The organism is Flavobacterium sp. MDT1-60 (assembly GCF_014844035.1).
Taxonomy (GTDB): Bacteria; Bacteroidota; Bacteroidia; order Flavobacteriales; family Flavobacteriaceae; genus Flavobacterium.
The window spans coordinates 371,275-397,069 of sequence record NZ_CP062159.1 but is presented as its reverse complement, the minus strand read 5'-3'; the positions used below and the strand labels follow the sequence as shown (position 1 = coordinate 397,069).

At 34.0% G+C, this 25,795-nt stretch carries 18 protein-coding genes; 7 read left to right on the top strand and 11 right to left on the bottom strand.

The window, feature by feature from the left end:
• The first annotated feature begins 14 nt into the window (after nucleotides 1–14).
• Nucleotides 15–1,895, top strand: coding sequence for a M1 family metallopeptidase (locus tag IHE43_RS01620; RefSeq protein ID WP_192188135.1), 1,881 nt, complete (start codon nucleotides 15–17; stop codon nucleotides 1,893–1,895).
• Nucleotides 1,896–1,979: 84 nt separating this feature from the next.
• Here IHE43_RS01620 and IHE43_RS01615 read toward each other — a convergent pair whose 3' ends face one another.
• Together IHE43_RS01615 and IHE43_RS01610 are read right to left on the bottom strand one after the other, a co-directional pair.
• Entirely contained in the window at nucleotides 1,980–3,176 is a 1,197-nt protein-coding gene (locus IHE43_RS01615) for a DUF418 domain-containing protein (RefSeq protein WP_192186376.1), read from the bottom strand.
• A 194-nt stretch (nucleotides 3,177–3,370) separates the two neighbouring features.
• Nucleotides 3,371–4,309 (bottom strand): L-threonine 3-dehydrogenase, encoded by a 939-nt coding sequence (locus IHE43_RS01610; protein WP_192186375.1) that lies wholly within the window; start codon nucleotides 4,307–4,309, stop codon nucleotides 3,371–3,373.
• A 331-nt stretch (nucleotides 4,310–4,640) separates the two neighbouring features.
• On the opposite strand from IHE43_RS01610, the gene IHE43_RS01605 reads away from it, so the two are divergent.
• Together IHE43_RS01605 and mfd are read left to right on the top strand one after the other, a co-directional pair.
• The gene (locus IHE43_RS01605; protein WP_192186374.1) at nucleotides 4,641–5,240 is read left to right on the top strand and encodes a hypothetical protein; all 600 of its coding nucleotides are present in this window, start codon (nucleotides 4,641–4,643) and stop codon (nucleotides 5,238–5,240) included.
• Nucleotides 5,237–8,602 carry a transcription-repair coupling factor gene (mfd, locus tag IHE43_RS01600; protein ID WP_192186373.1) on the top strand — a complete coding sequence of 1,122 codons (3,366 nt, stop codon included), beginning with the start codon at nucleotides 5,237–5,239 and terminating at the stop codon, nucleotides 8,600–8,602. The genes IHE43_RS01605 and mfd overlap by 4 nt, the downstream gene beginning before the upstream one ends.
• Before the next feature lie 326 nt (nucleotides 8,603–8,928).
• On the opposite strand, the gene IHE43_RS01595 is transcribed toward mfd, so the two are convergent.
• From IHE43_RS01595 to IHE43_RS01585, 3 genes are all read right to left on the bottom strand, one after another.
• Nucleotides 8,929–9,585, bottom strand: coding sequence for a hypothetical protein (locus IHE43_RS01595; RefSeq protein ID WP_008466087.1), 657 nt, complete (start codon nucleotides 9,583–9,585; stop codon nucleotides 8,929–8,931).
• Nucleotides 9,586–9,704: 119 nt separating this feature from the next.
• Entirely contained in the window at nucleotides 9,705–10,076 is a 372-nt protein-coding gene (locus IHE43_RS01590; protein WP_192186372.1) for a YraN family protein, read from the bottom strand.
• Nucleotides 10,077–10,247: 171 nt separating this feature from the next.
• Nucleotides 10,248–11,147 carry an LD-carboxypeptidase gene (locus tag IHE43_RS01585; protein ID WP_192186371.1) on the bottom strand — a complete coding sequence of 300 codons (900 nt, stop codon included), beginning with the start codon at nucleotides 11,145–11,147 and terminating at the stop codon, nucleotides 10,248–10,250.
• Between the two features lie 218 nt (nucleotides 11,148–11,365).
• On the opposite strand from IHE43_RS01585, the gene IHE43_RS01580 reads away from it, so the two are divergent.
• Complete coding sequence (locus tag IHE43_RS01580; RefSeq protein WP_192186370.1) at nucleotides 11,366–12,469, top strand: endonuclease/exonuclease/phosphatase family protein; 1,104 nt, start codon at nucleotides 11,366–11,368, stop codon at nucleotides 12,467–12,469.
• A gap of 105 nt (nucleotides 12,470–12,574) precedes the next feature.
• Nucleotides 12,575–13,114 (top strand): 3-hydroxyanthranilate 3,4-dioxygenase, encoded by a 540-nt coding sequence (locus IHE43_RS01575; RefSeq protein ID WP_192186369.1) that lies wholly within the window; start codon nucleotides 12,575–12,577, stop codon nucleotides 13,112–13,114.
• A gap of 144 nt (nucleotides 13,115–13,258) precedes the next feature.
• On the opposite strand, the gene IHE43_RS01570 is transcribed toward IHE43_RS01575, so the two are convergent.
• Nucleotides 13,259–14,218 (bottom strand): MBL fold metallo-hydrolase, encoded by a 960-nt coding sequence (locus IHE43_RS01570; protein WP_192186368.1) that lies wholly within the window; start codon nucleotides 14,216–14,218, stop codon nucleotides 13,259–13,261.
• A gap of 118 nt (nucleotides 14,219–14,336) precedes the next feature.
• Here IHE43_RS01570 and IHE43_RS01565 point away from each other — a divergent pair, with 118 nt between their 5' ends.
• Nucleotides 14,337–14,927 (top strand): hypothetical protein, encoded by a 591-nt coding sequence (locus IHE43_RS01565; RefSeq protein WP_192186367.1) that lies wholly within the window; start codon nucleotides 14,337–14,339, stop codon nucleotides 14,925–14,927.
• 122 nt (nucleotides 14,928–15,049) lie between these two features.
• On the top strand, nucleotides 15,050–16,603 hold the full coding sequence (locus tag IHE43_RS01560; RefSeq protein ID WP_192186366.1) for an aldehyde dehydrogenase family protein: 1,554 nt from the start codon (nucleotides 15,050–15,052) through the stop codon (nucleotides 16,601–16,603).
• A gap of 78 nt (nucleotides 16,604–16,681) precedes the next feature.
• On the opposite strand, the gene IHE43_RS01555 is transcribed toward IHE43_RS01560, so the two are convergent.
• From IHE43_RS01555 to nuoL, 5 genes are all read right to left on the bottom strand, one after another.
• Nucleotides 16,682–19,519, bottom strand: coding sequence for a T9SS type A sorting domain-containing protein (locus IHE43_RS01555; protein WP_192186365.1), 2,838 nt, complete (start codon nucleotides 19,517–19,519; stop codon nucleotides 16,682–16,684).
• 548 nt (nucleotides 19,520–20,067) lie between these two features.
• On the bottom strand, nucleotides 20,068–20,841 hold the full coding sequence (locus IHE43_RS01550) for a Bax inhibitor-1/YccA family protein (RefSeq protein WP_192186364.1): 774 nt from the start codon (nucleotides 20,839–20,841) through the stop codon (nucleotides 20,068–20,070).
• Between the two features lie 163 nt (nucleotides 20,842–21,004).
• Nucleotides 21,005–22,396, bottom strand: coding sequence for an NADH-quinone oxidoreductase subunit N (locus tag IHE43_RS01545; protein WP_192186363.1), 1,392 nt, complete (start codon nucleotides 22,394–22,396; stop codon nucleotides 21,005–21,007).
• A 63-nt stretch (nucleotides 22,397–22,459) separates the two neighbouring features.
• Nucleotides 22,460–23,899, bottom strand: coding sequence for a NuoM family protein (locus IHE43_RS01540; RefSeq protein ID WP_192186362.1), 1,440 nt, complete (start codon nucleotides 23,897–23,899; stop codon nucleotides 22,460–22,462).
• Nucleotides 23,900–23,909: 10 nt separating this feature from the next.
• Entirely contained in the window at nucleotides 23,910–25,793 is a 1,884-nt protein-coding gene (nuoL, locus tag IHE43_RS01535; protein ID WP_192186361.1) for an NADH-quinone oxidoreductase subunit L, read from the bottom strand.
• Nucleotides 25,794–25,795: the final 2 nt, after the last annotated feature.

The window sequence follows — 25,795 nt, the reverse complement described above, 5'->3', positions numbered from 1 at the left end:
TTATTAAAATAATGATGCGAAAAATTATACTATTATCCTTTTTGAGTTTTGGTTTAAACTCAGCATTTGCACAAAGCGCCCCATATTGGCAACAACATGTTGACTACAAAATGGAGGTTGCTATGGATGTCAAAAACTATCAGTACAAGGGAAAACAAGAATTGGTGTACACTAATAACTCTCCTGATACTTTAAGAAAAGTATTTTATCATTTATTCCCTAATGCTTTTCAGCCAGGAAGTGAAATGGATGCACGTTTGCATTCTATAAAAGATCCTGATCCAAGGATGGTAAACAAAATTAAAGATGCTGATGGCAAAGAAGTAAAACAAAGCCGAATCGAAACTTTAAAACCAAACGAAATCGGGTTTCTAAAAATCACGAATTTCAAACAAGATGGTGTAACGGCCCAAACGAGAACTTCAAGTACAATTTTAGAAGTGACTTTGGCGAAACCAATTTTACCAAATTCTAAAACGACTTTTACTTTAGATTTCGAAGGACAGGTTCCGGTTCAAATTCGCCGTTCAGGACGTAATAATAAAGAAGGGGTCGAATTATCGATGTCACAATGGTATCCTAAATTAGCAGAATTTGATTTTGAAGGATGGCATGCGGATCCTTACATCGCAAGGGAATTCCACGGTGTTTGGGGAGATTTTGATGTAAAAATTACAATCGATAAAGAGTACACAATTGGTGGTTCAGGATATTTACAGGATAAAAACACAATCGGTCATGGTTATGAAGATGCAGGTGTAACTGTAGTGTATCCAAAAAAAGCAAAAACTTTGACATGGCATTTTATCGCGCCAAATGTTCATGATTTTACATGGGCTGCTGATAAAGAATATACACATGATATTGTAAAAGGACCAAATGATGTTGATTTGCATTTCTTCTACAAAAATGATCCTAAAACAACTGGAAACTGGAAACAATTAGAGCCTTTAATGGTAAAAGTAATGGATTATTATAACCATAAAGTTGGGCCATATCCGTACAAACAATATTCATTTATTCAGGGCGGAGATGGTGGAATGGAATACGCAATGTGTACTTTAATGTTAGGAAGTGGTACTCTTGAAGGAATTTTAGGAACGGCAACACACGAATTAGGACACTCTTGGTTCCAGCATATTTTGGCTTCAAATGAGTCAAAACACCCATGGATGGACGAAGGTTTTACGACTTATATCGAAGATAGTGCACTGAATGAATTGAAGGGCGACAAAAAAGAAGAAAATCCATTTAAAGGGAATTATGCGGCTTATTACAGTTTAGTAAACTCTGGGAAAGAGCAGCCGCAAACAACTCACGGTGATCGTTACGATGAAAATAGACCGTATAGCATTTCATCTTATATAAAAGGAAGTCTCTTTTTAGCGCAACTGTCCTATGTAATTGGTCAGGAAAATTTAGATGCTACCTTAAAAAGATATTATAACGATTTTAAATTCAAACATCCAACGCCAAATGATATCAAAAGAACAGCAGAGAGAGTTTCCGGAGCTGAATTGGATTGGTATTTAATTGACTGGACTGAAACGGCAAATACAATTGATTACGGAATTAAGGACGTTGCTGATAATGCAGGAAAAACAACGGTAACTTTAGAAAGAATTGGAAGAATGCCAATGCCAATCGATTTAAAAGTTGAATATACTGACGGAACTTCTGAGACTTTCTACATTCCATTAAGAATGATGAATTTCATCAAACCAAATCCAAATCCAAGTGTAAAAAGAACTGTTTTGGAGGATTGGGCATGGGCACAATCAAACTACAGTTTTACAATAGATAAAAACAAAACAGCAATCAAAAAAATCACGATTGATCCAAGCGGATTAATGGCTGATATAAAAGCTGCAAACAATGTTTTTGAAGTGAAATAATCCAATAAAGATTTAAATAAAAAAGCCCTTAAAATTAATTTTAAGGGCTTTTTCTTTTTTTCAAATTTATCTAATGAATGAAGATTATACTGTTTTTATTTCAGTAACAACCTCAGATTGTGTTTTCTTAAAAGGAAATAATTTCCAGTAACTGGCAGATCTCCACAGCCACTCAATAGGACCATAATTGTATTTTGAAAGCCACCATTTACTGATAAATAATTGCAGTATAAAAACAAAAACAGCCAATGTAAAGTAAAACCAATACGGCATCGTATTGCCTATCCCTAAACCAATTCCGGAAAAAATAAAAGCCGCCAGAATGTTTTGAGTCATATAATTGGTTAAGGTCATTTTACCGCCAGCACTAAAATAACTGAAAATCGTTTTTAATTTTCCATTGCTATACAGCAGGCAAATTCCGGTTGCAATAAAAATCATTGTACTCAAAACTAACCAATAAAGCGGATGAAAGATTTTAAGAGGAGCAACCTTATAGAAAATCATTAAATTAAAACCAACACCAATAATAATAGCCGTAACTAAACTGATCCAAAGTGTTTTTTTTAATAACTTTTTCTGTTCGTTTAGACGATTAAAGAAATCTAGTTTTTGAAGTAAAAATCCAAAAAGCATGCAGGCCAACATTACAATATGCGCTGTAATAGCATAACCTGGAATAATGATTTGTTCGTAAAAAGAAGCCAGTAAATTGAATTTAAAAAAGTCCAGCCAGTTCCCCGAATAATACAGTTTTAAGTATTCCGGATTTGTGGTAATTTCAGGATGTTCTACTTTAAAGCCACTTACATAAGCCATTACAAAAGGGATGGTAACAACAAGAACTGCACAAATAATACTTAATGTTTTTGCTGAACTTTTATAAAATAACAGCATTACAAGTCCTAAAAACGCATAGTCTTTTAGAATATCGCCAAGCCAAAACGACGAATTGATAAAAGCCAAAATAAAAAGCAAAATCATTCGCCAGGCAAAAAAAGTAACAGGATTTTTTCCTTTGGTCGCCACATTATTAATTAAAATTGCAAAACCATAGCCAAATAAAAGGGTTAATAGGGTCCAGGATTTCGCTGCGAAAAAATAACGGTTAAAATAAAATAGTATATCTGATATAATACTGTTGTTGATTTTGTGCTCTACACCAATGTGCAGAAAATCAGAATAATTGCCAATCGCTACGCCCAGAATGGCCCAGCCGCGAAGAATGTCGACAATAGCAGTTCTTTTGCTTTGTTCGACAGGATGATAAGAATTTGTCATTTGATTAACATGTTTTTTGTGATTGATTGATGATTTTTAGATAAATTTGAAATTATTCTAACGCAACCAAAAGTAAGAAAATTATGTAATCGACAATTTCTGTCTGAAAAAATATTTGCAAAAAGAAAAGCGTGTTGTTCTAAAAGTATTTCTTTTAGAACAACACGCTTTTAAATTATCTAGGCAATTTCAGCTTAACTCAAATGCTCCAGCATATCTTTAGTCATGGTTTCAAGATCGAAAGTATGTTTCCAGTTCCAGTCTTCTCTGGCTTCAGTATCATCAATACTTGCCGGCCAGCTGTCCGCGATTTTTTGGCGGAAATCTGGATTATAAGTAATCTCAAATTCCGGAATATGTTTTTTAATTTCTTCAGCGATTTCAGTAGGAGTAAAACTCATTGCAGCTAAATTGTATGAAGAATGTATTTTGATTTGTTCTATAGGCGCCTTCATAATATTGATGGTGGCATCAATGGCATCATCCATATACATCATCGGCATTTTAGTTTCTGATGATAAAAAGCATTCGTATTTTTTATCGGCAATAGCCTTATAAAAAATATCAACAGCATAATCTGTAGTTCCGCCGCCTGGAGGTGTAGACCAGCTAATTAAACCAGGATAACGGATGCTTCGAACATCAACACCATAAATATTATGGTAGTATTCGCACCATCTTTCACCGGCTTGTTTACTGATTCCGTAAACTGTAGAAGGCTCCATAACGGTATATTGTGGGGTATTTTCTTTTGGAGTTGTTGGACCAAAAACCGCAATACTTGATGGCCAGAAAATCTTTTTTACTTTTTTTGCTTTCGCTAAATTTAAAACGTGAAATAAGGAATTCATATTCAAATCCCAGGCAAATGCAGGATTTTTTTCGGCTGTAGCCGATAAAAGTGCCGCCATCAAATAAATATCAGTAATTTGATGTACCTCTACAAGATGTTCGATTTGGTTAAAATCTAAAGCATTGACCACTTCAAAGGGCCCGGAATTTACAACGTCAGTATTTAATTTTCGAATGTCAGAAGCAATTACATTTTCTGTTCCGTATAACTTACGCAATTTCTGGGTTAATTCTGTCCCAATTTGACCGCAAGCACCAATGATCAAGATTTTTGGATTCATTTGTAGTTTTTTTAGAGACACAAATATAACGTTTTCGCAATTACGTATGTTTTTTTGAATCATAAATTATATATTCAATAATGAAAAAGTTTGTTTGTTGGATAATTCTCTTTTCCAGGGGTGTGTCTTTGTGTCTGCAAGAGTGTGCCGCTGTGCCTTTGAAAAGTTTTTGTTAAAAATCATTTTTATTGATGATAAGTACTAAATAATGCATCTTAAATTTTTTAATCTATGGCAAAAACAATAACCTTGATTTATAGAATCTTTAGCAAAAAACAGCATTCGTAATTGTAAATTTACTTTGTAACTTTGTAGCTTAATGTTTTATCAAATGAAATATAAAATCTCTCTGTTTTTGCTTTTAATTTTCGCGTTGAATTCATGTCAGAATGATAATGAAAAACGCCTTGCTGAAAACGCAAAAGAAGCAAAAAAGAATGAAAAAATCTTCAATAATATTAGTAAAGCCTGGGTTTTTATTGATGAACCAATTAATGAAGTTTCAGAAAAAAATGCGACTTCATGGAATGAATGGCGTGAGTTTCTAAAAGAACTTGGCGAGAAACCAAGAAAGACAATTGGTGCATTTCAAAAAAAATCAACTGCAATTTCAAAAAAAGCTATTGCACTAAACAATAATATTCCTGCAGAATTTAATCAGCCTCAAATAAAAAGCCGAATTTCTATTTTGATTACCAAAGTTAAAATGATGGACTTGTTTATTCATTTGAGTACAATTCCTGACGAAAAAGTGACTTTTTTGATTGGAGAAATCAACAAGGAATTGGTTTCATTAGAAAGACAAATGGATAAAATTGTCGAGAAAAATAAAATTCCAAAAGAAGAGGGCGAAGAAGATTTCTTAAGAATGCTAGACACAACACGAGCGATTCCGAATCAGGTTAAAGATCCAAATTTATCAATAAATTGAGTAAAAACGCCTTATATACAACGTATGATAATCTGCCAAAAACACAGCAGATTGCCACACAATTACTAGAGCAAAATCAGGTAAAAATGAATCTTAGCGGATTGTTAGGATCTGCTGTTTCATTTATAATTCGCGCGGTTTTCAAAAAAACCGAGTTGCCTTTTTTGATCGTTTTAGACAATAAAGAAGAAGCTGCTTATTATTTGAACGACCTCGAACAAATGATCGGTGAGCAGGATGTATTGTTTTATCCGGCTTCATTTCGTCGTCCGTATCAAATTGATGAAACAGACAATGCCAATGTTTTGCTTCGCGCTGAGGTTTTAAATCGAATTAATTCCCGAAAAAAACCAGCGATAATTGTTACCTATCCTGAAGCACTTTTTGAGAAAGTAGTAACGCGACAACAACTCGACAAAAACACTTTAAAGGTTGCTCTGAACGATAAAATTTCGATCGATTTTATCAACGAAGTTTTGTTTGAATATGAATTCAAAAGAGTCGATTTTATTACAGAACCTGGAGAATTTTCTGTTCGTGGGGGAATAGTCGATGTGTTTTCTTTTTCAAACGACCATCCATACCGAATTGAATTCTTCGGAAATGAAGTCGACAGCATCAGAAGTTTTGATGTTGAAACACAATTATCAGTAGAAACCCATAAAAAAATCATGATTATCCCAAATGTGGAAAACAAGATTTTTCAGGAAAATCGCGAAAGTTTCTTAGATTATATTGCAGAGAAAACGGTACTTTTTATCCAAAATACTGACGGACTTTTTAGTCAGTTAGACAAACAATTCGCAAGGGCAGAAGAAGCTTTTGAGAAACTTTCAGGAGAAATTAAACATGCGACTCCGGAGCAATTATTCTTAAATCAGAGTTCGTTTATCAAACGTGCTTTAGATTTTTCAATAGTCGAATTGGCTTCAAAACCAATTTTCAAAACCACCAAAAAGGTTGAGTTTCATTTTCAGCCACAGCCTTCATTCAACAAACAATTTGATTTACTGCTGAATAATCTGAGCGACAACCATTTTAACGGATATAAAAATTACCTGTTCTGTTCGAATGAAACACAGGCAAAACGTTTTCATGACATCTTCGAATCGCTGGATGAAGCGAATTCAGAGAATATCCGCAAGCAATATCATACTATTGTACTGCCTTTGTACCAGGGATTTATTGACGAAGAAAATCAAATAACGGCTTATACAGATCATCAGATTTTTGAACGTTATCATAAATTCAACATCAAAAACGGTTATTCTAAAAAGCAGAATATTACGCTAAAAGAATTAACCGCACTTTCTGTTGGAGATTATGTAACCCATATCGATCACGGAATTGGAAAGTTTGGCGGTTTGCAGAAAATTCAGGTCGAAGGCAAAACGCAGGAAGCCATAAAATTAGTTTATGCTGATAATGATATCGTTTATGTAAGCATTCACTCGCTTCATAAAATCTCCAAATACAACGGAAAAGACGGAACTCCTCCGAAAATTTATAAATTAGGATCGAACGCCTGGAAAATTTTAAAACAAAAAACCAAGGCGCGCGTCAAACATATTGCGTTCAACTTAATCCAGCTGTATGCGAAACGACGTCTAGAAAAAGGTTTCCAATTCGCGCCGGACAGTTATTTGCAAAACGAATTAGAAAGTTCGTTTATTTATGAAGATACGCCGGATCAGACCAAATCTACACAAGAAGTAAAAGCTGATATGGAAAGCGATCGCCCAATGGATCGTTTGGTTTGTGGAGATGTTGGTTTCGGTAAAACCGAAGTTGCAATTCGTGCTGCCTTTAAAGCGGTTGATAATAGTAAACAAGTCGCGATTTTAGTTCCAACCACTATTTTGGCGTACCAGCATTACAGAACTTTTACCGAAAGATTAAAAGATATGCCCGTTTCTGTAGGTTACTTAAACCGATTCAGAACGGCGAAGCAAAAAGCACAAACCTTAAAAGATTTAGCCGAAGGAAAACTGGATATCGTCATCGGAACGCATCAATTAGTAAACAAAAATGTCGTTTTTAAAGACCTTGGTTTATTGATCGTCGATGAGGAACAAAAGTTTGGTGTAAACGTAAAAGATAAATTAAAAACGATTGCTGCGAATGTTGATACGCTGACTTTAACCGCAACGCCAATTCCGAGAACACTTCAGTTTTCATTAATGGCTGCGCGCGATTTATCCGTTATTACAACACCTCCGCCAAATCGTTATCCGATAGAAACTAATGTTGTTGGATTTAATGAAGAAATAATTCGTGATGCAATTTCATATGAAATTCAGCGAAACGGGCAGGTTTTCTTTATCAATAACCGAATCGAAAACATTAAAGAAGTGGCAGGAATGATTCAGCGTTTGGTGCCAAATGCCAGAGTCGGAATTGGTCACGGACAAATGGAAGGAGCCAAACTAGAGGAATTAATGTTAGGTTTCATGAACGGCGATTTTGATGTTTTGGTGGCAACAACGATTATAGAAAGTGGTTTGGATGTACCAAATGCCAATACGATTTTCATCAACAATGCGAATAATTTTGGATTGTCAGATCTACATCAAATGCGTGGGCGAGTAGGGCGAAGCAACAAAAAAGCATTCTGTTATTTCATCTGTCCGCCGTATTCGTCTATGACCGAAGATGCCAGAAAGCGTATTCAGGCTTTGGAACAATTCAGCGAATTAGGAAGCGGTTTTAACATTGCCATGAAAGATCTTGAAATTCGTGGTGCCGGAGATTTATTAGGTGGAGAACAAAGTGGTTTCATTAATGAAATTGGTTTTGATACATACCAAAAAATCATGAACGAAGCTATCGAAGAATTGAAAGAAAACGAATTCAAAGATTTATATCCGGAAGAGAACGATATTGAAACGAAGGAATATGTAAAAGATTTACAAATCGATACCGATTTTGAGTTGTTGTTTTCTGATGAATACATTAATAATGTTACCGAACGTTTGAGTTTATACAATGAGTTGGGTTCTGTAAAAAATGAAGAAGAACTGGTTATTTTTCAAAATAAATTAATTGACCGTTTCGGGCCAATGCCTCCGCGCGCCAATGCGTTGATGAATAGCATTCGTATCAAATGGATTGCAACCAATATAGGAATCGAAAAACTAGTGATGAAAAAAGGGAAAATGATTGGTTATTTTGTCTCCGATCAACAGTCTGATTATTACCAGTCTTCAAAGTTTAGAAAGGTTCTGCAATTTGTACAAAAACACAGTTCACTTTGTCAAATGAAAGAAAAACAAACGCCTAATGGTTTACGACTTTTATTGACTTTCGATAATGTTAAATCGACCAAAAGAGCATTGGAATTGATGGAAATGTTGGGAGAATAAGAGCAAAAAGTTAGCCACGAATTGCACAAATTTTCACTAATTTTTTTAAAGTAAGTCTAAATTTAATTTGTGTGAATTTGTGAAATTCGTGGCGAAAAAAAATCACAAAAAAGGCCGGATGAAATTTTCATCCGGCCTTACTTTTAAACAATATCAATTCGTGCTAATTCGTGACCCGAGCCTTTACTTTGGATTAGTTAAAAAAAGAGTAAATTTATTAGAATTAATATTTACAATAATAAAAACAAAAATCCTTTTGTCTGGTTTAAAAAGACAAAAGGATTGTATGATAAAATTCCACTGGATTATGTTGAATTTGAATATAATTAGTTCTTTAAATCTTTAATCACTTTAAAAGCAACATCAACCTGATCTTCGCCTACTAAAATGGTAAATTCATTTGAAGTCGAAATTACCTCGTTTATGATAATTCCTTCCCAGGCCAAACGTTGGAAAATGAAATAATAAATACCAGGAACCACGATGTTTTCTTTTGGTAATTTTACTGTAATTGATGCTAAATTATCTAATTTCTGAATCAATTTTTCACGCATAAAGTGTTTTTCAACTAAATGATTTACACTGCTGCTGACAACAATATTCGTTTCATTTACACCACGAGATGAGGTATAAAAGATGTCAGATAAAGCATTAATATCAGAAATTAAATCGGCTTGTTTGTTCAGGACAGTTTCTGAAGCGGCAAAGGTGTAATCTGTCAACTCAGATCGAACTGTAATTTCACCAATATTCTTGATTACTTTATTGATTTTATGGTTTAATTTAAAATCTAATTCTTCGGTAAGTCGTTTAAGAGACATTACAACAGCGCCTTGTTTTACTTCTTTACCAAATTCACTTTCTAATTCGGTCATAATGTTCCGAGAGAGAGAGGTTAAATTAATAATTCCGAGAGATAACGCATTTAATAAAAACGGCTTTGTTTTGATGTAATTTTCGACGATTGAAGAAACGGTTTTCATAATTTTTTTTCTTTTTTTGTAACTTAATTGTGTTGGTTTGGTTTAATAGTGATGTTATAAATCTTTGCAAAGATAAATAAAAAAACAATTTGTTACAATTATAACAATAAAAAATTATGTTAAAAATGATAAAAAGCGTCAGTAAGATGTTCAATTGCAAATGTTTCGCCGTTTTTATGGATCGCAATGATGTCAAAACGAACCTCGATAGTCTCTTCAAAATCCATTTCCCTATCGTTTATGTAGGCATTTACTGCTTTTATGAGTAATTGAATTTTTTTTGGTTTCACAAAATCCTGCGGATCTCCAAAATCTAAGCTTGATCTTGTCTTAACTTCGACTATAGCCAAATAGTTATCTTTTTGTGCAATAATATCAATTTCAGCTTTCTGATAAGTCCAGTTTCGATCTAATATTTCATATCCATCTTCCTGAAGATATTTTACAGCCAGTTCTTCACCTTTTTTTCCGAGTTCATTGTGTTCAGCCATTTTTTTTAGTTTTCAGTCGCAGTTTTCAGTCTCAAGGCTGTGCGGTTAGTAATTTCACGCAAAGACGCAAAGTCGCAAAGTTTCAATTTTATACTTTGCGACTTTGCGTCTTTGCGAGATTATTTATGTGGTATTTAGATATCCCTAATAAAAGAATATCAGGCAAGAATACTACTTTTTAAAAGTAAGCGTGCTTCCGGATGCATTTACGTCAATTGTTACGGTACTACCCATAATCAGCGCTCTATTGTCCTGAATATGACCTGCCGGAAAATTAAAGATTACAGGAATATTATATTTTTTGGTTACATCATCAATAATTTCTAATGCATTTTTTCCCCAGGGAACTTCGTTGTCTTTCATTTTTGTCATTCCTCCAATAACAATTCCTTTCAGGTTTTCGATGCATCCGTTGCGTCTCAGGTTCATCATCATACGATCAATATGATATAGGTATTCATCTAAATCTTCTATAAATAAAATTTTATCCTTGCAATCTATAGCTGATTGTGATCCTAATAAACTGTACAAAATAGATAGATTTCCACCCACTAATTCGCCAGTTGCTTTTCCGAAACGATTCATTTTATCCGGACCAACAGAATAGGATAATGGCTCTCCAAATAAACTTGCTTTCATAGAACTAATAGCGGCCGGAGTCGCACGCGGAATCGTTACAGGCATTACACCATGAATCGATTTATAGCCCATAGTATTTAAGTGATTGTGTAAAACCGTTACATCACTAAAACCAATAATCCATTTTGGGTTTTGTTTGAATTTGGTAAAATCTAATAAATCAAGCATTCTTACAGTTCCGTATCCACCACGAACGCACCAAATCGCTTTAATATTCGGATTATCTAATTGCTTCTGAAAATCGGCCGCACGCTGCTCGTCTGTTCCGGCAAGCTGATGATAGTCAAGACCAATGGTACTTCCAACAACAGCTTCTAAACCCCAGCTATGTAATAAATCTATAGTAGGTTTAAGGTTGTCATCGATGTTTTTTCGGGCAGTTGCTAAAAGTGCTATAGTATCTCCTTTTTTTAAATAAGGTGGTGTGATCATGTTTTGTTGAGATTGACAGGTGAATGATTGTAAGACAAAAATAAGAAATAGGAGTGTACCACGAAATAAGTGTTTCCTATTATAATGTAGATTGTCTGTGTTCATGATTTGCTTTTATAAGTAGTAAAAAACAAATATAGAAATTTTAGCAAACAATTTTATTTGAAATTTCCTACAAAGTGATAAATTTTATTAATTTGTAGTTTAAAATAAAATATATGCCTTCGATCCAATCTTTCTTTTATTTAATTATTCTATTGTCTTTTTCGCTTCAGGCACAACCAAAAAAATACATTATTCATACCATCGCATTTTACAATTTCGAAAATTTATTTGATACCAATAATGATATCAATACGAATGATGACGAATGGACGCCAATCGGAGCACAACATTGGACAGAAGAGAAATACCATCAAAAATTAAAAAATCTCGCGAGAGTAATTTCTGAAATTGGAACGCCAGAAAACCCAAATGCACCGACGATTATTGGTGGTTCAGAAATTGAAAATCGTGGTGTTCTTGAAGATTTAATTAAAGAACCAAAACTATTTCCGTATGATTACGGAATCATTCATTTTGATTCACCAGATAAACGAGGAATCGACGTTGCTTTACTGTATCAGAAGAAATATTTTAAACCAACCTCATTTTCAAATATTCCATTATTGATTTATAAAAAGAAGGAATTAACTAAAGAAGACAAAAAAGAACCTGATGATGAAATTGAAGATAAAACAGAAATCGCAAAAGACAATAATCGTGTTTTTACCAGAGATCAGCTTTTAATAACCGGATTTTTAGAAGGTGAAGAAATAAGTATTATCGTTAATCATTGGCCGTCGCGATCAGGTGGAGAAAAAGCTTCGAGCCAATTTCGTGAAGCAGCCGGAAGATTAAACCGAAAAATTATCGACTCATTGCAGCGAATTAATCCGAATGCCAAAGTTTTTACAATGGGAGATTTAAATGATGGTCCGTTTAATAAGAGTGTGAAAATTGCTTTAGGGGCAAAGGCGAAAAAAACAGAAGTTCCTGAATTTGGTATTTTTAATCCGTTTGAAGAGATGGCAAATAAGGGAATGGGAACAATTGCTTTTAGAGATTCCTGGGATATTTTCGATCAAATAATGATGACCGAATCAATTATAAAGCCCGATTATTCCACTTTTACGTTTTGGAAAGCAGGCATTTTTAATCGACCTTTTTTGGTTCAAAATTTTGGACAGTATAAAGGATATCCACTTCGTCATAGTCAAACAGAAGTAGGTTTTAGCGATCATTTTCCGGTTTATATCTATTTGATTAAAGAAAAGTTGTAAAGTCACAGTTTTCGGTAACAGTTTACAGTTTTGGACTGAAAACTGCGGCTGCGACTGAAAACTTTTCCTTAACTTAGCTAAATATAAATTCAGTACTTCAAGAAAATGGCAATAGCAAAACCCTTCAACCTTACGAAATGGATCGATGAAAACCGTCATTTATTAAAACCACCAGTTGGAAATAAAAATCTCTACGTTGATTCTGGCGATTATATCGTAATGATTGTGGCGGGTCCAAATGCCCGAAAAGATTATCATTACAACGAAACTGAAGAACTTTTTTATCAGCTTGAAGGAAATATAAAAGTTGTAATTCAGGAAGATGGCGAACGTAAAGAAATGGAATTAAATGCAGGCGATATGTATCTTCATCCTGCTAAAATTCCGCATTCTCCGGTTCGTTCTGCGGGTTCAATTGGATTGGTAATCGAGCGTAAACGTGCAGGAAAAGGTTATACTGACGGCTTACTTTGGCATTGCGATAATTGTAATCATAAATTATACGAAGTGTTTTTTGAGTTGCATAATATCGAGAAAGATTTCCTGCCTCATTTCGAACATTTCTATAATTCTGAAGACTTAAGAACCTGTGATAATTGCGGAACTGTAATGGAATCTGATCCGAGGTTTGTTGCGAAGAAGTAGTTTAATTAGGAGCTAATCCCGCTATCCGTTGCAATCTTTTGCTTTTTAAAGAAAAAAGCAAAAGGATTTCCACTTCTATCGGGGCTAGGGTATCAGTATTCAAAAGAAAAATCTTTTAATCTAAATAATCTGTGGCAAAAAGATTTACAATTCAAATCGCTTCCCTTGCTCAGGATAAATAATTTGCAATCCTAAATCATTCTGATTCTTGATTTGCTCTTTAAGTTTTACAATATTTGTAGTTGGCGGTTTTAAATGCGTTACAATGATTTTAAAACCCTTTAAAGTTCCTTTTCCAGCTAATTCTTCTAAAACATGAAGCTCTTTCATCAAATAATTTGGTGTCAGATGCCCAAATAAAAACTGATCAGGCTGCTCATTTGGAAAGGACACTTCAATAAAAATTCCTTTTAGTTGTTTGCTTTTTATAAGCGGCGCAATTGCAGTCCATAAAGCTGCCAAATCAGTACTTTTTTCTACGGCATCAGGTCCGGTATCTCCTAAATATAAAGCGTAAGCATCTCCATTTTTAATTAAAAAAGCAGTACTCTCAAAAGGATTAACATGACTTAACGGAAAAGATTTAACCGTCATTGTAGTATTGGTGATTGGTGTTTCTTGGCCAATATTTAAAGTTTGAAAGTGATATTTTTTCAATGGAGTTCCAGGGCCTTTATCTCCAAAATTAGCCCAGGTTTGATCGTTGAAATAATGATTTTCCATCATTTCCATACATTTAGTAGTAGCGTAAACAGTCTTAGCTGAATCGGCTGGGGAGTTAATTATTAAACCCGAAACATGATCTAAATGTGCATGTGAGATGAAATAACCTTTTATATATTTCCTCAAAACTTCGCTCGTTGAAACTTTGAAAACCTTATTTTCAATGGCTTTTTCAATTCCGGCATTTATAGTTCCGGCGTCTAGGCTGATAAAATCATTTGTGTTTATCGGTGCTAATAAATATGCTGATAGATTTTTTTCATCAATACCGCCTTTTACTCCTAATGGAACAATCTGAAATGAAGCTTTCTGCTCTTTTTGAGAAAAAGCATTAAATGAAATTAAAAAGAAGCATAGCAGAATACGATTGAAAACGGTCATATTTAAGTAATTTTGTTAGTGCAAATTTCATGAATTAAAAGGAATAAATTGCTTTGTTCCCTGCTTATTGATGTTAATTAGCTCTAAATTTACTGTAACTATAAAAGTGATATACTAAATGAAAAAATTATTTCTAATCTTATTTTTAAGTTTTATTACTTCAAATGGTTATTGCTGTAGTTGTGCAGAAAAACCTTCTATTAGCAAAAATTGGGAAAGTGCAGGTCAAGTTTTTATTGGCAAAGTGATTAAGGTAGATAGTTTGCTATATGGAAACTATGGTGAAAAAGTGTATTCATTTACTATTAGAATAAAAAAGTCTTACAAAGGATTTTTTTACCCTGGCAGAGATTATAGAACAATTCTATATATTGACACTGCAAGTTGTGATTTCATTTTTGATGTAGGTCAGGAGTATTTAATTTATGCGAAAGAAGACAGCAAAGTGCTTAATTGTTCGCTTTGTTCAAGAACTAATTTATTGGAAAATATTTCAGAAGAGGAATTGAATACCCTAGTGGATTTGCAAAAAGAAGATCTCAAAAAGAGAAATGAAATAAAAATTATTAAATTTCAAAACAATATCGAATATCAAATTGATTTGGTGAAGAATTCTTTTGAGGAAAGTTTAAAACGAAAGGATTTACTAATTTATGTTTTATCTGGGATAAGTGTTTTTTCTGCTTCTAATAATAATTTTATTGATTAAGAAGAATAAAGCAAATAAATTAAGCTAAGTCATTTAGTATAATTTCTCTTAATTGCATTTTAATTCATTCTGAAATAATATCTTTACGAAAAAATATAACAATTTTAACTAAAAAAGTTACAATGACAACAATAGCATCGCAATTTGGAATGAATGAAGCTCTGGATAAATTGGGCATCAAATTGATTAATGACGGAACATCAACAGGTTTACAAAACTTTTCATCAGGAGGAATTCTAGACAGCTTTTCACCGGTTGACGGAAAATTGATTGCTTCAGTAAAAATGTCAACACAAGAAGATTACGAAAAAGTAATGCGTTCGGCGACGGAAGCTTTCAAAACATTTCGTTTGATTCCTGCTCCACAGCGTGGTGAAATTGTACGCCAGTTTGGAGAAAAATTACGTCAGAATAAAGAAGCTCTTGGTAAATTGGTTTCTTATGAAATGGGAAAATCATTGCAGGAAGGCTACGGAGAAGTTCAGGAAATGATTGATATCTGCGATTTTGCAGTGGGATTATCTCGTCAGTTGCACGGATTGACGATGCATTCTGAAAGACCAGGACATCGCATGTACGAGCAATATCATTCGTTGGGAGTTGTCGGGATTATTTCGGCATTTAATTTTCCGGTTGCAGTTTGGGCCTGGAATACGGCTTTAGCCTGGATTTCCGGAGATGTTTGTGTTTGGAAACCTTCTGAAAAAACACCTTTATGCGGAATTGCTTGTCAAAATATTATTGCACAGGTAATTAAAGAAAATAATCTTCCGGAAGGAATTTCATGCTTGATCAATGGCGATTATCAGATAGGAGAATTAATGACGAAAGATACTCGTATACCTTTAATTTCTGCAACAGGCTCGACCCGAATGGGGAAAATTGTAGCGCAGGCTGTTGCTGGTCGTTTAGGAAAATCATTATTAGAGCTGGGAGGAAATAATGCTATTATTGTAACTCCGGATGCTGATATTAAAATGACCGTTATTGGAGCTGTTTTTGGAGCCGTTGGAACTGCAGGACAACGTTGTACTTCAACACGTCGATTGATCATTCACGAAAGTATTTACGATAAGGTTAAAGATGCTTTAGTGGCAGCTTACAAACAATTGCGCATTGGAAATCCGCTTGACGAAAATAATCATGTCGGACCACTTATTGATACCCATGCAGTCGAAATGTATGCGATTGCTTTAAACAAAGTTGTTGCTGAAGGTGGAAAAATTTTAGTAGAAGGCGGAGTGCTTTCAGGAGATGGTTATGAAAGTGGCTGTTATGTAAAACCTGCTATTGCCGAGGCTGAAAATTCATTTGCAATTGTACAACACGAAACATTTGCTCCAGTTTTGTATTTGATTAAATATTCTGGCGAAGTCGATAATGCAATCGAAATTCAGAATGGAGTAGGACAAGGATTATCATCTGCAATTATGACCAATAATTTACGCGAAGCAGAAAGATTTTTATCGGTTGTTGGATCAGATTGCGGAATTGCAAACGTAAATATCGGAACTTCCGGTGCTGAAATTGGTGGCGCTTTTGGTGGAGAAAAAGAAACCGGAGGTGGTCGCGAATCTGGTTCTGATGCATGGAAGATTTATATGCGACGTCAAACAAATACAATCAATTATACTACAAGTTTGCCTTTGGCGCAAGGAATTAAATTTGATTTGTAATAAATTTTAAAGAGTACTGTATAATATAAAAGGCTTCCAAATTTGGAAGCCTTTTACTTTTTAGAATTCTTTTAATGTTTATTTTTTAAGAATAGTTTGGTTGAATGAACCATCATTCGTATAAATTTTTACTAAATAAGTTCCCTGAATAAGGTTGCTTAAATCGATACTTTCAGCATCTTTTCCAGCACTCTTAATTAATGTACCAGACATATTATAAACCTGAACTTTTTCTACCGCCTGAGTTGATTTAGTTAAATATAAAACATCAGCAACCGGATTTGGATATAAAATCATTTTAGCAGTTTCTGGTTCTGCAACAACTTCTGTTGTTTGTGCCATACGAGCTGTACCGCCAGTATAATGTGTGCTGATGTAGAACAAGTTTGCAACAGATCCTTTAGTAATAGTGTTTGAACCTGCAGGGATTGAAGCCGTAACGATTCCAGCAGATGCTGTATAAGAAACGTTGTTTACTTTAATTGTTCCTGTAAAATTAGAATCAAAAACCAAAGTTAATGTTGACGCACTTGTAGTAGTATAAGTAATAGAAGTGCTGGACTCAATTTTTAAACGTGCCGTTAGAGTCAATCCTGCATAAGTTACAGATCCCGGAGTTGAATTCATATTTCCTGTAATAGTATAAAATGAACTCGTTTTTCCTGAAGTTGTAAAGTTATGATTTTGATCTCCGCTTGGTGTTCCGGTTGTAACGGTGATTGTTCCTGAACCTGTTGCTGCTGTTCCGGTTCCGGTTGTAGCAATTGAGTAAGATAATGTAGCAGTTGGTGTTCCGGTAATCGTGATTGTTTTAGCCGTTGCATTCTTCACAAAACTAATTCCTGAAGCTGGTAATCCAGTAACAGTTGCATCTGTTGCAGTTCCTCCCCAAGTGAAAACAATTGAACTAATTGCTGTACCACTGGCAACAGTTTGGTTATTATTACTGGTTGAAGTTAGGGTTTGTGTTCCTGCCGGATTAACAGTAATTGTTCCAGATCCTGTTGCAGGAGTCCCGGTTCCTGTAGTTGCAATAGAGTAAGATAATGTAGTCGTTGGTGTTCCTGTTATAGTAATAGTTTTAGCAGTAGCATTTTTTACAAAGCTAATTCCTGATGCAGGTAATCCAGTAACAGTTGCATCTGTTGCACTACCTCCCCAGGTAAATACAATTGATGCAATGGCAGTACCGCTTGTTACGGTTTGATTATTATTACTTGTAGAAGTTAGTGTTTGAGAGCTTACCGGAGGATTTCCTTCTCCCTGAACAGCGACTAAAGTTCCGGTATAATTGGTTAATGCCGATTTAAGAGCTGTAATTACGAGTGAAGATGTATCATCTACACTATTGTCAAAAGTCCATTTTAAATCTCCTCCGGAAACACGGCCTGCATATTGCGTTGTTTTTGTTTTGGCAGTTGCAGGTTGGTCTACAACTAAATTTTTAACGTAAAATGCAGCATCGGTATCAAAGTTGTTGTAAACATTTGCGCCAGATTTAGATTTAACGGCGCTGCTTACTGTTTCGCCTCTTGTTGTGGCAACATAAGCATCAAAATCAGTTGTTGAACTAATTTTTCCTGAGATGTTATACAGAGGATTTGGATCATTGTAAGCAACAAAACGCATATTATTTGTTCCGTTTGAAGCGTCAAAAGTATTATTGAAAGCTTTTATTGATCCTCCGGCTTCACCTGAAAATGTTCCCATTGTTCCGGCATTATTTACCTGATTCGCTTCGTCCCATATGTCTGTTCCTTGTAATGACGTTAACATTGGATGTTTACTGTTACGGAAATAATTTCCTTCAATAAATAAAGAAGAACCTAAAGTTGAACCTGAACCATATTTAGAAACACCATCAAAATAGTTGTTGTAGATATGGGCAGAATAATAACGAACACGTGGATGACGAGAATCAGAGTGGTCAAACCAGTTGTGATGATATGTAATATATAAACCGTTGGTTGTTCCTTCGCTTAATCCTAAAAGACTGGCTTTTCCACTATCCCAAAAATGATTGTAAGATAAGGTAATGTAAGTTGACGTTTTATTATCAAGAGCCCCGTCTCCTTTAATTTGGTCAGCATCGCTTCCTGCATTTCCATAAAACAAGTCGCAGTTATGAACCCAAACGTGATCATTAGCTTGTTGCATTCCAATATTGTCTCCTGCAGTACTATTACAATTCATGACACCGATATTGCTGATTTCTACATTAGAAGCTGATTTAAGACGAATACCCCAGCCATTTGCAACAGCATCAGTTCCTACACCTTCTAAAGTAATATAGCTTGATGCGTTATTGGCGTTTTCGATAACAATATCTCCGCCTTCCATTACTGTTAAATCAGTAACATTTCCTATCAAACGAAAAATAAATGGACGGGTTTCCTGTCCTTTTTTAATGGCATATAGGATGTTTTGTAAACCAACACAAGGATTTGTAGTAGCACCTGTGATGGTAGCTGAAACGGTGTTTTTTGTATTTTGTGTAACGTAAAGAATTACGGCATTGTCCTTTGGAGTCCCATCAGCTTTGTATCCTCCGGGAACGCGACCGCCAGCAAATGCAAATCCATTACGGTCCTGAGCTGAAACAGTCAAATTACCTGTTGTCGTTCCGGTTCCTTCTACACCAGAAATTACAGGTTTTACTTTTACCGTGTATGTTCCGGCTTGTAATCCCGGAATATCAGCTCGGAAATAACTTCCATAACTTCGGATGAGCTGATCATCAATTTTTTTGTCTGTCACACCTTGCCCTGTGTAGTAGACATTATAAGTTTGGGCACCGCTTACAGGTTGCCATTTTACAAAAGCTGATTCAAGCCAGCCGGAAGCTTCATTAATTTGTTGTGCCCAAATTTGGACTGTTATAAAAAAGAGCGCTAGAAAAAGTAGGTTTTTTTTCATAATTGTTTGGTTTAAGTGGTTAATAGTTAATAAAGTGGTTTTTGTGTATCAAATAGCAATATTTAATTGTAATCGATTACACAAAAATATAAAGTTTTTCTTAATTCGTATTTATTTTAGAATAAAAAAACACATTATGTAAAAATATTGATATTATACTGGTAATTATGTAATAAGTTGCATTAATTGTAATTTATTACATACAAAATTTAAATCTCGGGAAGTATTAATTTTACTGAAGTTTTTTGAAGTATAGTATAAGAGATTTAACTCCTGGGGTAATGATTTTTTATAAAAATGAAAGAATTGTGGCAGAATAATATTTTGAAGGAAAAAAGTTACTTTTGTATTTTTAGAACTAATTTTTTTTAAGTAAAGAATGAATTTTTACGATAATTTGCTCTATTTTTTTACAAGAACTTTAGCTGAGATAAAAAAGATTATGCTACAACTATCGATTGTAATATTAATTGTTTTTGGGAATAATTTAAGGCAAAAAAAAGCCTTTTTGAAAACTCAAAAAGGCTTTAAAATATGTTGAAGTAAGTTTAGTCTTTACTTGATAATTTAGATAGTAATCTTAAAAATTCAACGTATAACCAAACTAGTGTGATCATTAATCCCATAGCGCCAAACCATTCCATGAATTTTGGCATTCTTTGTTGAACTCCTTTTTCGATTTGATCGAAATCTAAGAAAAGATTTAAAGCTGCAATAATGATTACAAAAACGCTAATTCCAATACTCATCATACCGTTTCCATAATGTACCGGTGTGAAATTGAAAATTAGAGAAGCAAGCCATGAAATCAAATAGTATGTTGCAATTGCTAGTGTAGAAGCAATAACTACAGACTTGAATTGCTCTGTAACTTTTACAATTTTAAATTTATATAAACCCAGGCAAACTAAGAAGGTTACTAGAGTTGCACTAACAGCATTGACAACAATACCTGGATATTTAATTTCAAAAATAGCAGAGATTCCACCAATAAATAAACCTTCAAACAAGGCATAACCTGGAGCTAAATAAGGAGAAAGATGCTGTTTGAAAGAAGCTATAACAACCAGAATTAAACCAATAATAGCACCTCCAAAAGCAGGCACAATAGGATTCATTCCGTTAAATGCCATCCACCATGTTACCATAGCAGCAGCCGTTAAAATTAAAAATAAAATAGCTGTCTTATTGATAGTACCTGACAAAGTCATTTCCTGATTGTAATCAATAATCTTTGCTTCGTGCACTTCTTCAGCTTTTGAAACAGCATTTGATGAAAAACGCTTGTCGCTTAAAAATGGATTTTTTGAATTGAAGTTCATATTTTTAATACATTTAATTGTACTCAAATATATGGAGTTTTTTTGAAGTGCAATTATTTGAGTTAAATTTTTAACATGAAATTTTCTTCCGAAAGGAATGGGCTTAAAACAAAAAATCCATCAAAAAAATATTGATGGATTGATGTTATATTGTAATTGAATTTTAGTTCAATAAATCTAAAACTAAAGATGGAAACAAACCTAAAACAATATTTAATACCATTGAAACTATCGCAACAGCATAAATAAGGAATGGTTTTCCAGTACGTTCCTGATTTGGTTCTTTAGAGTACATGGCTAAAATTAGTTTGAAATAATAACCAACACTTATAATTGAGTTGATAACAGCTACAATTACTAAAGCGATATAACCAGCTTCAATTGTTTGGTTGAATAAAAATAACTTGGCAAAAAATCCAGAGAAAATCGGGATACCTGCCATAGATAATAATGAACCGGTTAATATTGCAGCCAATAACGGATTCGTTTTTCCTAAACCATGAAAGTTTGTAATATCTTCATTATCCTGATTTTTACAAACATATAAAATAACACTAAATGCAGCGATTCCGGCTAATGCATAAGCAGCTGTATAATATAACAATACTCCTGCTGAAGTTGCGATCGTTAATAAAGCCATCAACATAAAACCGGCATGTGAGATTCCTGAGAATGCCAACATACGTTTTACATTTACCTGACGTAATGCCATTATATTTCCAACAGTCATAGAAGCAATAGAAATGATAACCACGATAGTTTCAAAAGTTCCTAATAAATCCTGATTTTCAAGTGATGGAATTAAATTTAAAGCTGAGATTAATTTATAAAGCGTTGCAATAGCTACAACTTTTGCCAAAGTACTCATTAAAGCAGTTGTCAAAGCAGGAGATCCTTCGTAAACATCCGGAGCCCAAAAGTGAAATGGAACAGCAGCTACTTTAAACAACATTCCGATAGTCATTAATATCATTCCGATTGGGAACCAGATTGGTAATTCGGCAGATAAAGAACTTTCGCTGATTTCAACAACATCAAAGCTTCCCATAGCGCCGTAAATTAAACAGATACCAAATAGAATAATTCCTGATGCGAACGATCCCATCAAAAAGTATTTCATACCGGCTTCGTTACTTTTCAGATTCAAACGCTCACTTGCAGCAAGTACATATAAAGCAATTGATAAAATTTCGATTCCTAAGAAAAACATCGCTAAATTTCCAAAAGAAACCATTGCAACTCCTCCGGCTAATAAAAATATTTTTATAGCAACAAAATCTGAAATTTTGGTTGGATGATTTTCATAGAAATTATGACTTAATGCCACTAAGAAAATGGTCAGGATGATGAACAATGATGAGAACGCAGTTGAGAATTTACTCACTGTAATCATATTGTTGTAGTAACTTTCTGTTGATCCAAATTCAGAAAAATTAAGTGCCAGAACACCCAATAAACCAAGAATGGTAATTGGAACAATGGCTTTTCTTAAATTAAGAATTTCAAATAATAGGCAGAAAATACCCAATCCTGTTATAGCTATTAATGTATTCATTTTTGCTTTTTTGATTTAGGAAATCCAAACTATAGATGTCCTAATTTATTTTTATTTAAAATATTAATTTTTATTGATAACGCTCAAAATTGTTTCTAAACTCGGAGTAATCAAATCTGTAATTGGTTTTGGATAAAATCCGAAGAAAATTAAAACAGCGATAATTACAACTAATGAAATTCCTTCATTAACAGATACATCTGCAAAAGTTTTCGAATTTGTTTCTCCTAACATTACATTTTGGAACATCTTAAGCATATAATAAGCTCCTAAAATAATAGTTGTTCCGCCTAAAACAGCGAACCAAATATTGATTTGAGAAAGACTATACAAAACAGTAAATTCTCCAACGAAGTTAAAAGTACCAGGCAAAGCTACAGAAGCTAAAACCAAAATTAAAAACATAGAAGTGAATTTTGGCGATTGTGTACGGATACCTCCCATTTCTGAAATGTTTCTCGTTTCGAATCTTCGGTAAACAATTTCAGCAGCGTAGAATAATCCAACAACAACAAAACCGTGAGCAATCATTTGTAAAACGGCTCCACGTAAACCATCCAGAGTTAAAGTGTAAGTACCGGCTGCAATTAATCCAACGTGCGCAAGAGAAGAATAAGCCAATAATTTCTTTAAATCTTTTTGTCTCAAAGCAACTATTGATCCGTAGATTACACCAGCAATTCCTAAAGCGATGAAAATATCCATATATTCTTTTGCAGCAAGAGGTGCAATTGGCAATTGCCAACGAATAACACTATATAATCCCATTTTTAACATGATACCAGATAAAAGCATAGTTCCAACTGTTGGTGCTTTTTGGTAAACATTAGCCTGCCAGGTATGGAAAGGAATAATTGGAATTTTAATTGCGTAAGCTAAAAAGAAAGCTAAGAATATCCAAAGCTGCTCATCAGCAGATAAGTTTAATTTGTATAAATCTTCGATTAAGAAACTTCCGGCTTTTTGGTATAAATAAATGAAAGCTACTAACATGAACAATGAACCGGCAAGTGTGTAAATAAAGAATTTAACCACTGCTTTTCTACGCTCTTCAGCATCTCCATTACCCCAAATAAGCGCAATAAAGTAAATAGGAATAAGTGCTAATTCCCAGAAAATATAATATAAAAGACCATCTGCAGCAAGAAAAGTTCCTGTCATTGCAAAAGCCATAAATAAAATTAAAGCATAAAAACCTTTTGCATTTTTATATTCATTTCCAAAAGAGGAGAATATAATAATTGGCGTTAAAGCTACCGTTAATAAAAGCATAGCAATTGCCAATCCATCTGCATTTAGCGCAAATGAAATTTTAGGTTGTGTAATCCAGGCATTAATTACACTGATGTTTTCACCAGCACAAAAATGATTTAACAATACAACCGAACAGCCTAAAGCTGCCAAACTAAAGAACAAAGCTACTTTTGATGCTAGTTTATCACCAACAAAATAAGTGACAAATGCACCAATTAAAAGAATAATTAATATAAGAGAAACGTTCATAGTTATAAAATTATTGAGCTAAAAATATATAGGAAATAATGGCACAAAGACCCAAAACAAAAGCAAATAGATATAATCCGATACTTCCGTTTTGTAATTTTTTACCTTGAAAAGCCAGTTCATTAGTTACTTTACCTAATCCGAAAACAACTGCAGACAAACCAGTTTCAACATAATCTCTAAAGAATCCTGATAATCCGTTTACAGAGCGTACAAATATTGCATCGTAAATTTCATCTACATAATATTTGTTGTATAAAACTTTGGTTAAACCAGTGATGTTCTCATCTGATTCAGGAACATTATCTTGTTTGAAATATTTAATATAAGCAATTAAGATACCGATCAATCCACCTAAAACTGCAACTCCCATAAGAGTATATTCTGTTGCGCCTAAATGATGTTCTTCTCCAGCCACTTTCGTGAAAAGTGGAGCCATATATTCGTTTAACCAACTGTTTCCAGGAAGACTGATAAGACCTCCAAAAGTTGCCAGAATGGCTAAAATCATTAAAGGGAAAGTAATTAATCCGTCACTTTCATGCAAATGGTGTTTTTGTTCTTCAGTTCCTCTGAAATCTTTAAAGAAAGTAAGGAACATCAATCTGAACATATAAAAAGCAGTCATGATTGAAGCAATAGATCCAATAACATAAAGCGGAATATTATGGTGAAAAGCAGTCATTAAGATTTCATCTTTAGAGAAGAAACCTGAAAACAAAGGAACGCCTGAAATCGCTAATGAAGAAATCAACATGGTCCAGAAAGTGATTGGCATTGCTTTACGCAAACCTCCCATTTTACGCATATCCTGTTCTCCATGCAATCCGTGAATTACAGATCCTGATCCTAAGAACAAACAAGCTTTAAAGAAAGCGTGTGTGATTACGTGAAAAACAGCTACTTCATAAGCACCAAATCCTAAAGCTAAAAACATTAAACCTAATTGAGAAACGGTAGAGTAGGCTAATACTTTCTTAATATCAGTCTGAACCAAACCAATTGTTGCGGCAACTAATGAAGTTACAGCTCCAACTATTGCTATTACAGTCTGGACATCTGGTGCTAAATCAAAAACAAAGTTTAATCTCGTTACCATAAAGATACCTGCAGTAACCATGGTCGCTGCGTGAATCAATGCAGAAACCGGAGTTGGTCCAGCCATCGCATCAGGTAACCAGGTGTATAACGGAATTTGTGCTGATTTACCACAAGCTCCAATAAACAAACATAAAGCCGCTAACGAAAGCAAAGGTATGTTTAGGTTTGTTGCTCCGGCAATCGCCGTTTTTAAAGTTGCATAATCTAAAGTTGAGAACACAGCACCAAGAATGAACATTCCGATTAACAAACCTAAATCTCCAATTCTGTTCATGATGAAAGCTTTTTTCGCAGCATCATTGTAATCCTGGTTTTTATGCCAGAATCCAATTAATAAGTACGAACAAAGTCCAACGCCTTCCCATCCAATAAATAAAACTAATAAGTTACTTCCAGTTACCAAGGTAATCATGAAGAATATGAACAGATTTAAATACGCAAAAAACTTATGCATATTCTCATCATCGTGCATGTAACTGATAGAGTATAAGTGAATCAATGATCCAATTCCGGTAACAAAAAGCAACCAAAGAACAGATAATTGATCTAATAAAAATCCTAAATTAATATGAAGATTACTGATCTGGATCCAGTCAAATAAAGTTACCTGAATGGCTTTTCCAGTTGAAGTAATTTGATTAAAAAGTATAAGTGTAACTATAAAAGAAACTGCTACAGCAACTGTTCCGATAATACCCGAAACTGTTTTTCCTAAGCTTTTCCCAAAAAAAACATTGATTAAAAATCCTAAAAAAGGAGATAAAACTAAGACTAAAGCTAAATTGGTATCCATTT

Bases quoted from the DNA above. Each gene is read 5' to 3' on its own strand.
- IHE43_RS01610 (WP_192186375.1), bottom strand. From the start codon at position 4,309: ATGAATCCAAAAATCTTGATCATTGGTGCTTGCGGTCAAATTGGGACA.
- IHE43_RS01620 (WP_192188135.1), top strand. From the start codon at position 15: ATGCGAAAAATTATACTATTATCCTTTTTGAGTTTTGGTTTAAACTCA.
- IHE43_RS01560 (WP_192186366.1), top strand. From the start codon at position 15,050: ATGACAACAATAGCATCGCAATTTGGAATGAATGAAGCTCTGGATAAA.
- IHE43_RS01540 (WP_192186362.1), bottom strand. From the start codon at position 23,899: ATGAACGTTTCTCTTATATTAATTATTCTTTTAATTGGTGCATTTGTC.
- nuoL (WP_192186361.1), bottom strand. From the start codon at position 25,793: ATGGATACCAATTTAGCTTTAGTCTTAGTTTTATCTCCTTTTTTAGGA.
- IHE43_RS01550 (WP_192186364.1), bottom strand. From the start codon at position 20,841: ATGAACTTCAATTCAAAAAATCCATTTTTAAGCGACAAGCGTTTTTCA.
- IHE43_RS01590 (WP_192186372.1), bottom strand. From the start codon at position 10,076: ATGGCTGAACACAATGAACTCGGAAAAAAAGGTGAAGAACTGGCTGTA.
- IHE43_RS01605 (WP_192186374.1), top strand. From the start codon at position 4,641: ATGAAATATAAAATCTCTCTGTTTTTGCTTTTAATTTTCGCGTTGAAT.
- IHE43_RS01565 (WP_192186367.1), top strand. From the start codon at position 14,337: ATGAAAAAATTATTTCTAATCTTATTTTTAAGTTTTATTACTTCAAAT.
- IHE43_RS01580 (WP_192186370.1), top strand. From the start codon at position 11,366: ATGCCTTCGATCCAATCTTTCTTTTATTTAATTATTCTATTGTCTTTT.
- IHE43_RS01545 (WP_192186363.1), bottom strand. From the start codon at position 22,396: ATGAATACATTAATAGCTATAACAGGATTGGGTATTTTCTGCCTATTA.
- IHE43_RS01585 (WP_192186371.1), bottom strand. From the start codon at position 11,147: ATGATCACACCACCTTATTTAAAAAAAGGAGATACTATAGCACTTTTA.
- IHE43_RS01570 (WP_192186368.1), bottom strand. From the start codon at position 14,218: ATGACCGTTTTCAATCGTATTCTGCTATGCTTCTTTTTAATTTCATTT.
- IHE43_RS01555 (WP_192186365.1), bottom strand. From the start codon at position 19,519: ATGAAAAAAAACCTACTTTTTCTAGCGCTCTTTTTTATAACAGTCCAA.
- IHE43_RS01595 (WP_008466087.1), bottom strand. From the start codon at position 9,585: ATGAAAACCGTTTCTTCAATCGTCGAAAATTACATCAAAACAAAGCCG.
- IHE43_RS01575 (WP_192186369.1), top strand. From the start codon at position 12,575: ATGGCAATAGCAAAACCCTTCAACCTTACGAAATGGATCGATGAAAAC.
- IHE43_RS01615 (WP_192186376.1), bottom strand. From the start codon at position 3,176: ATGACAAATTCTTATCATCCTGTCGAACAAAGCAAAAGAACTGCTATT.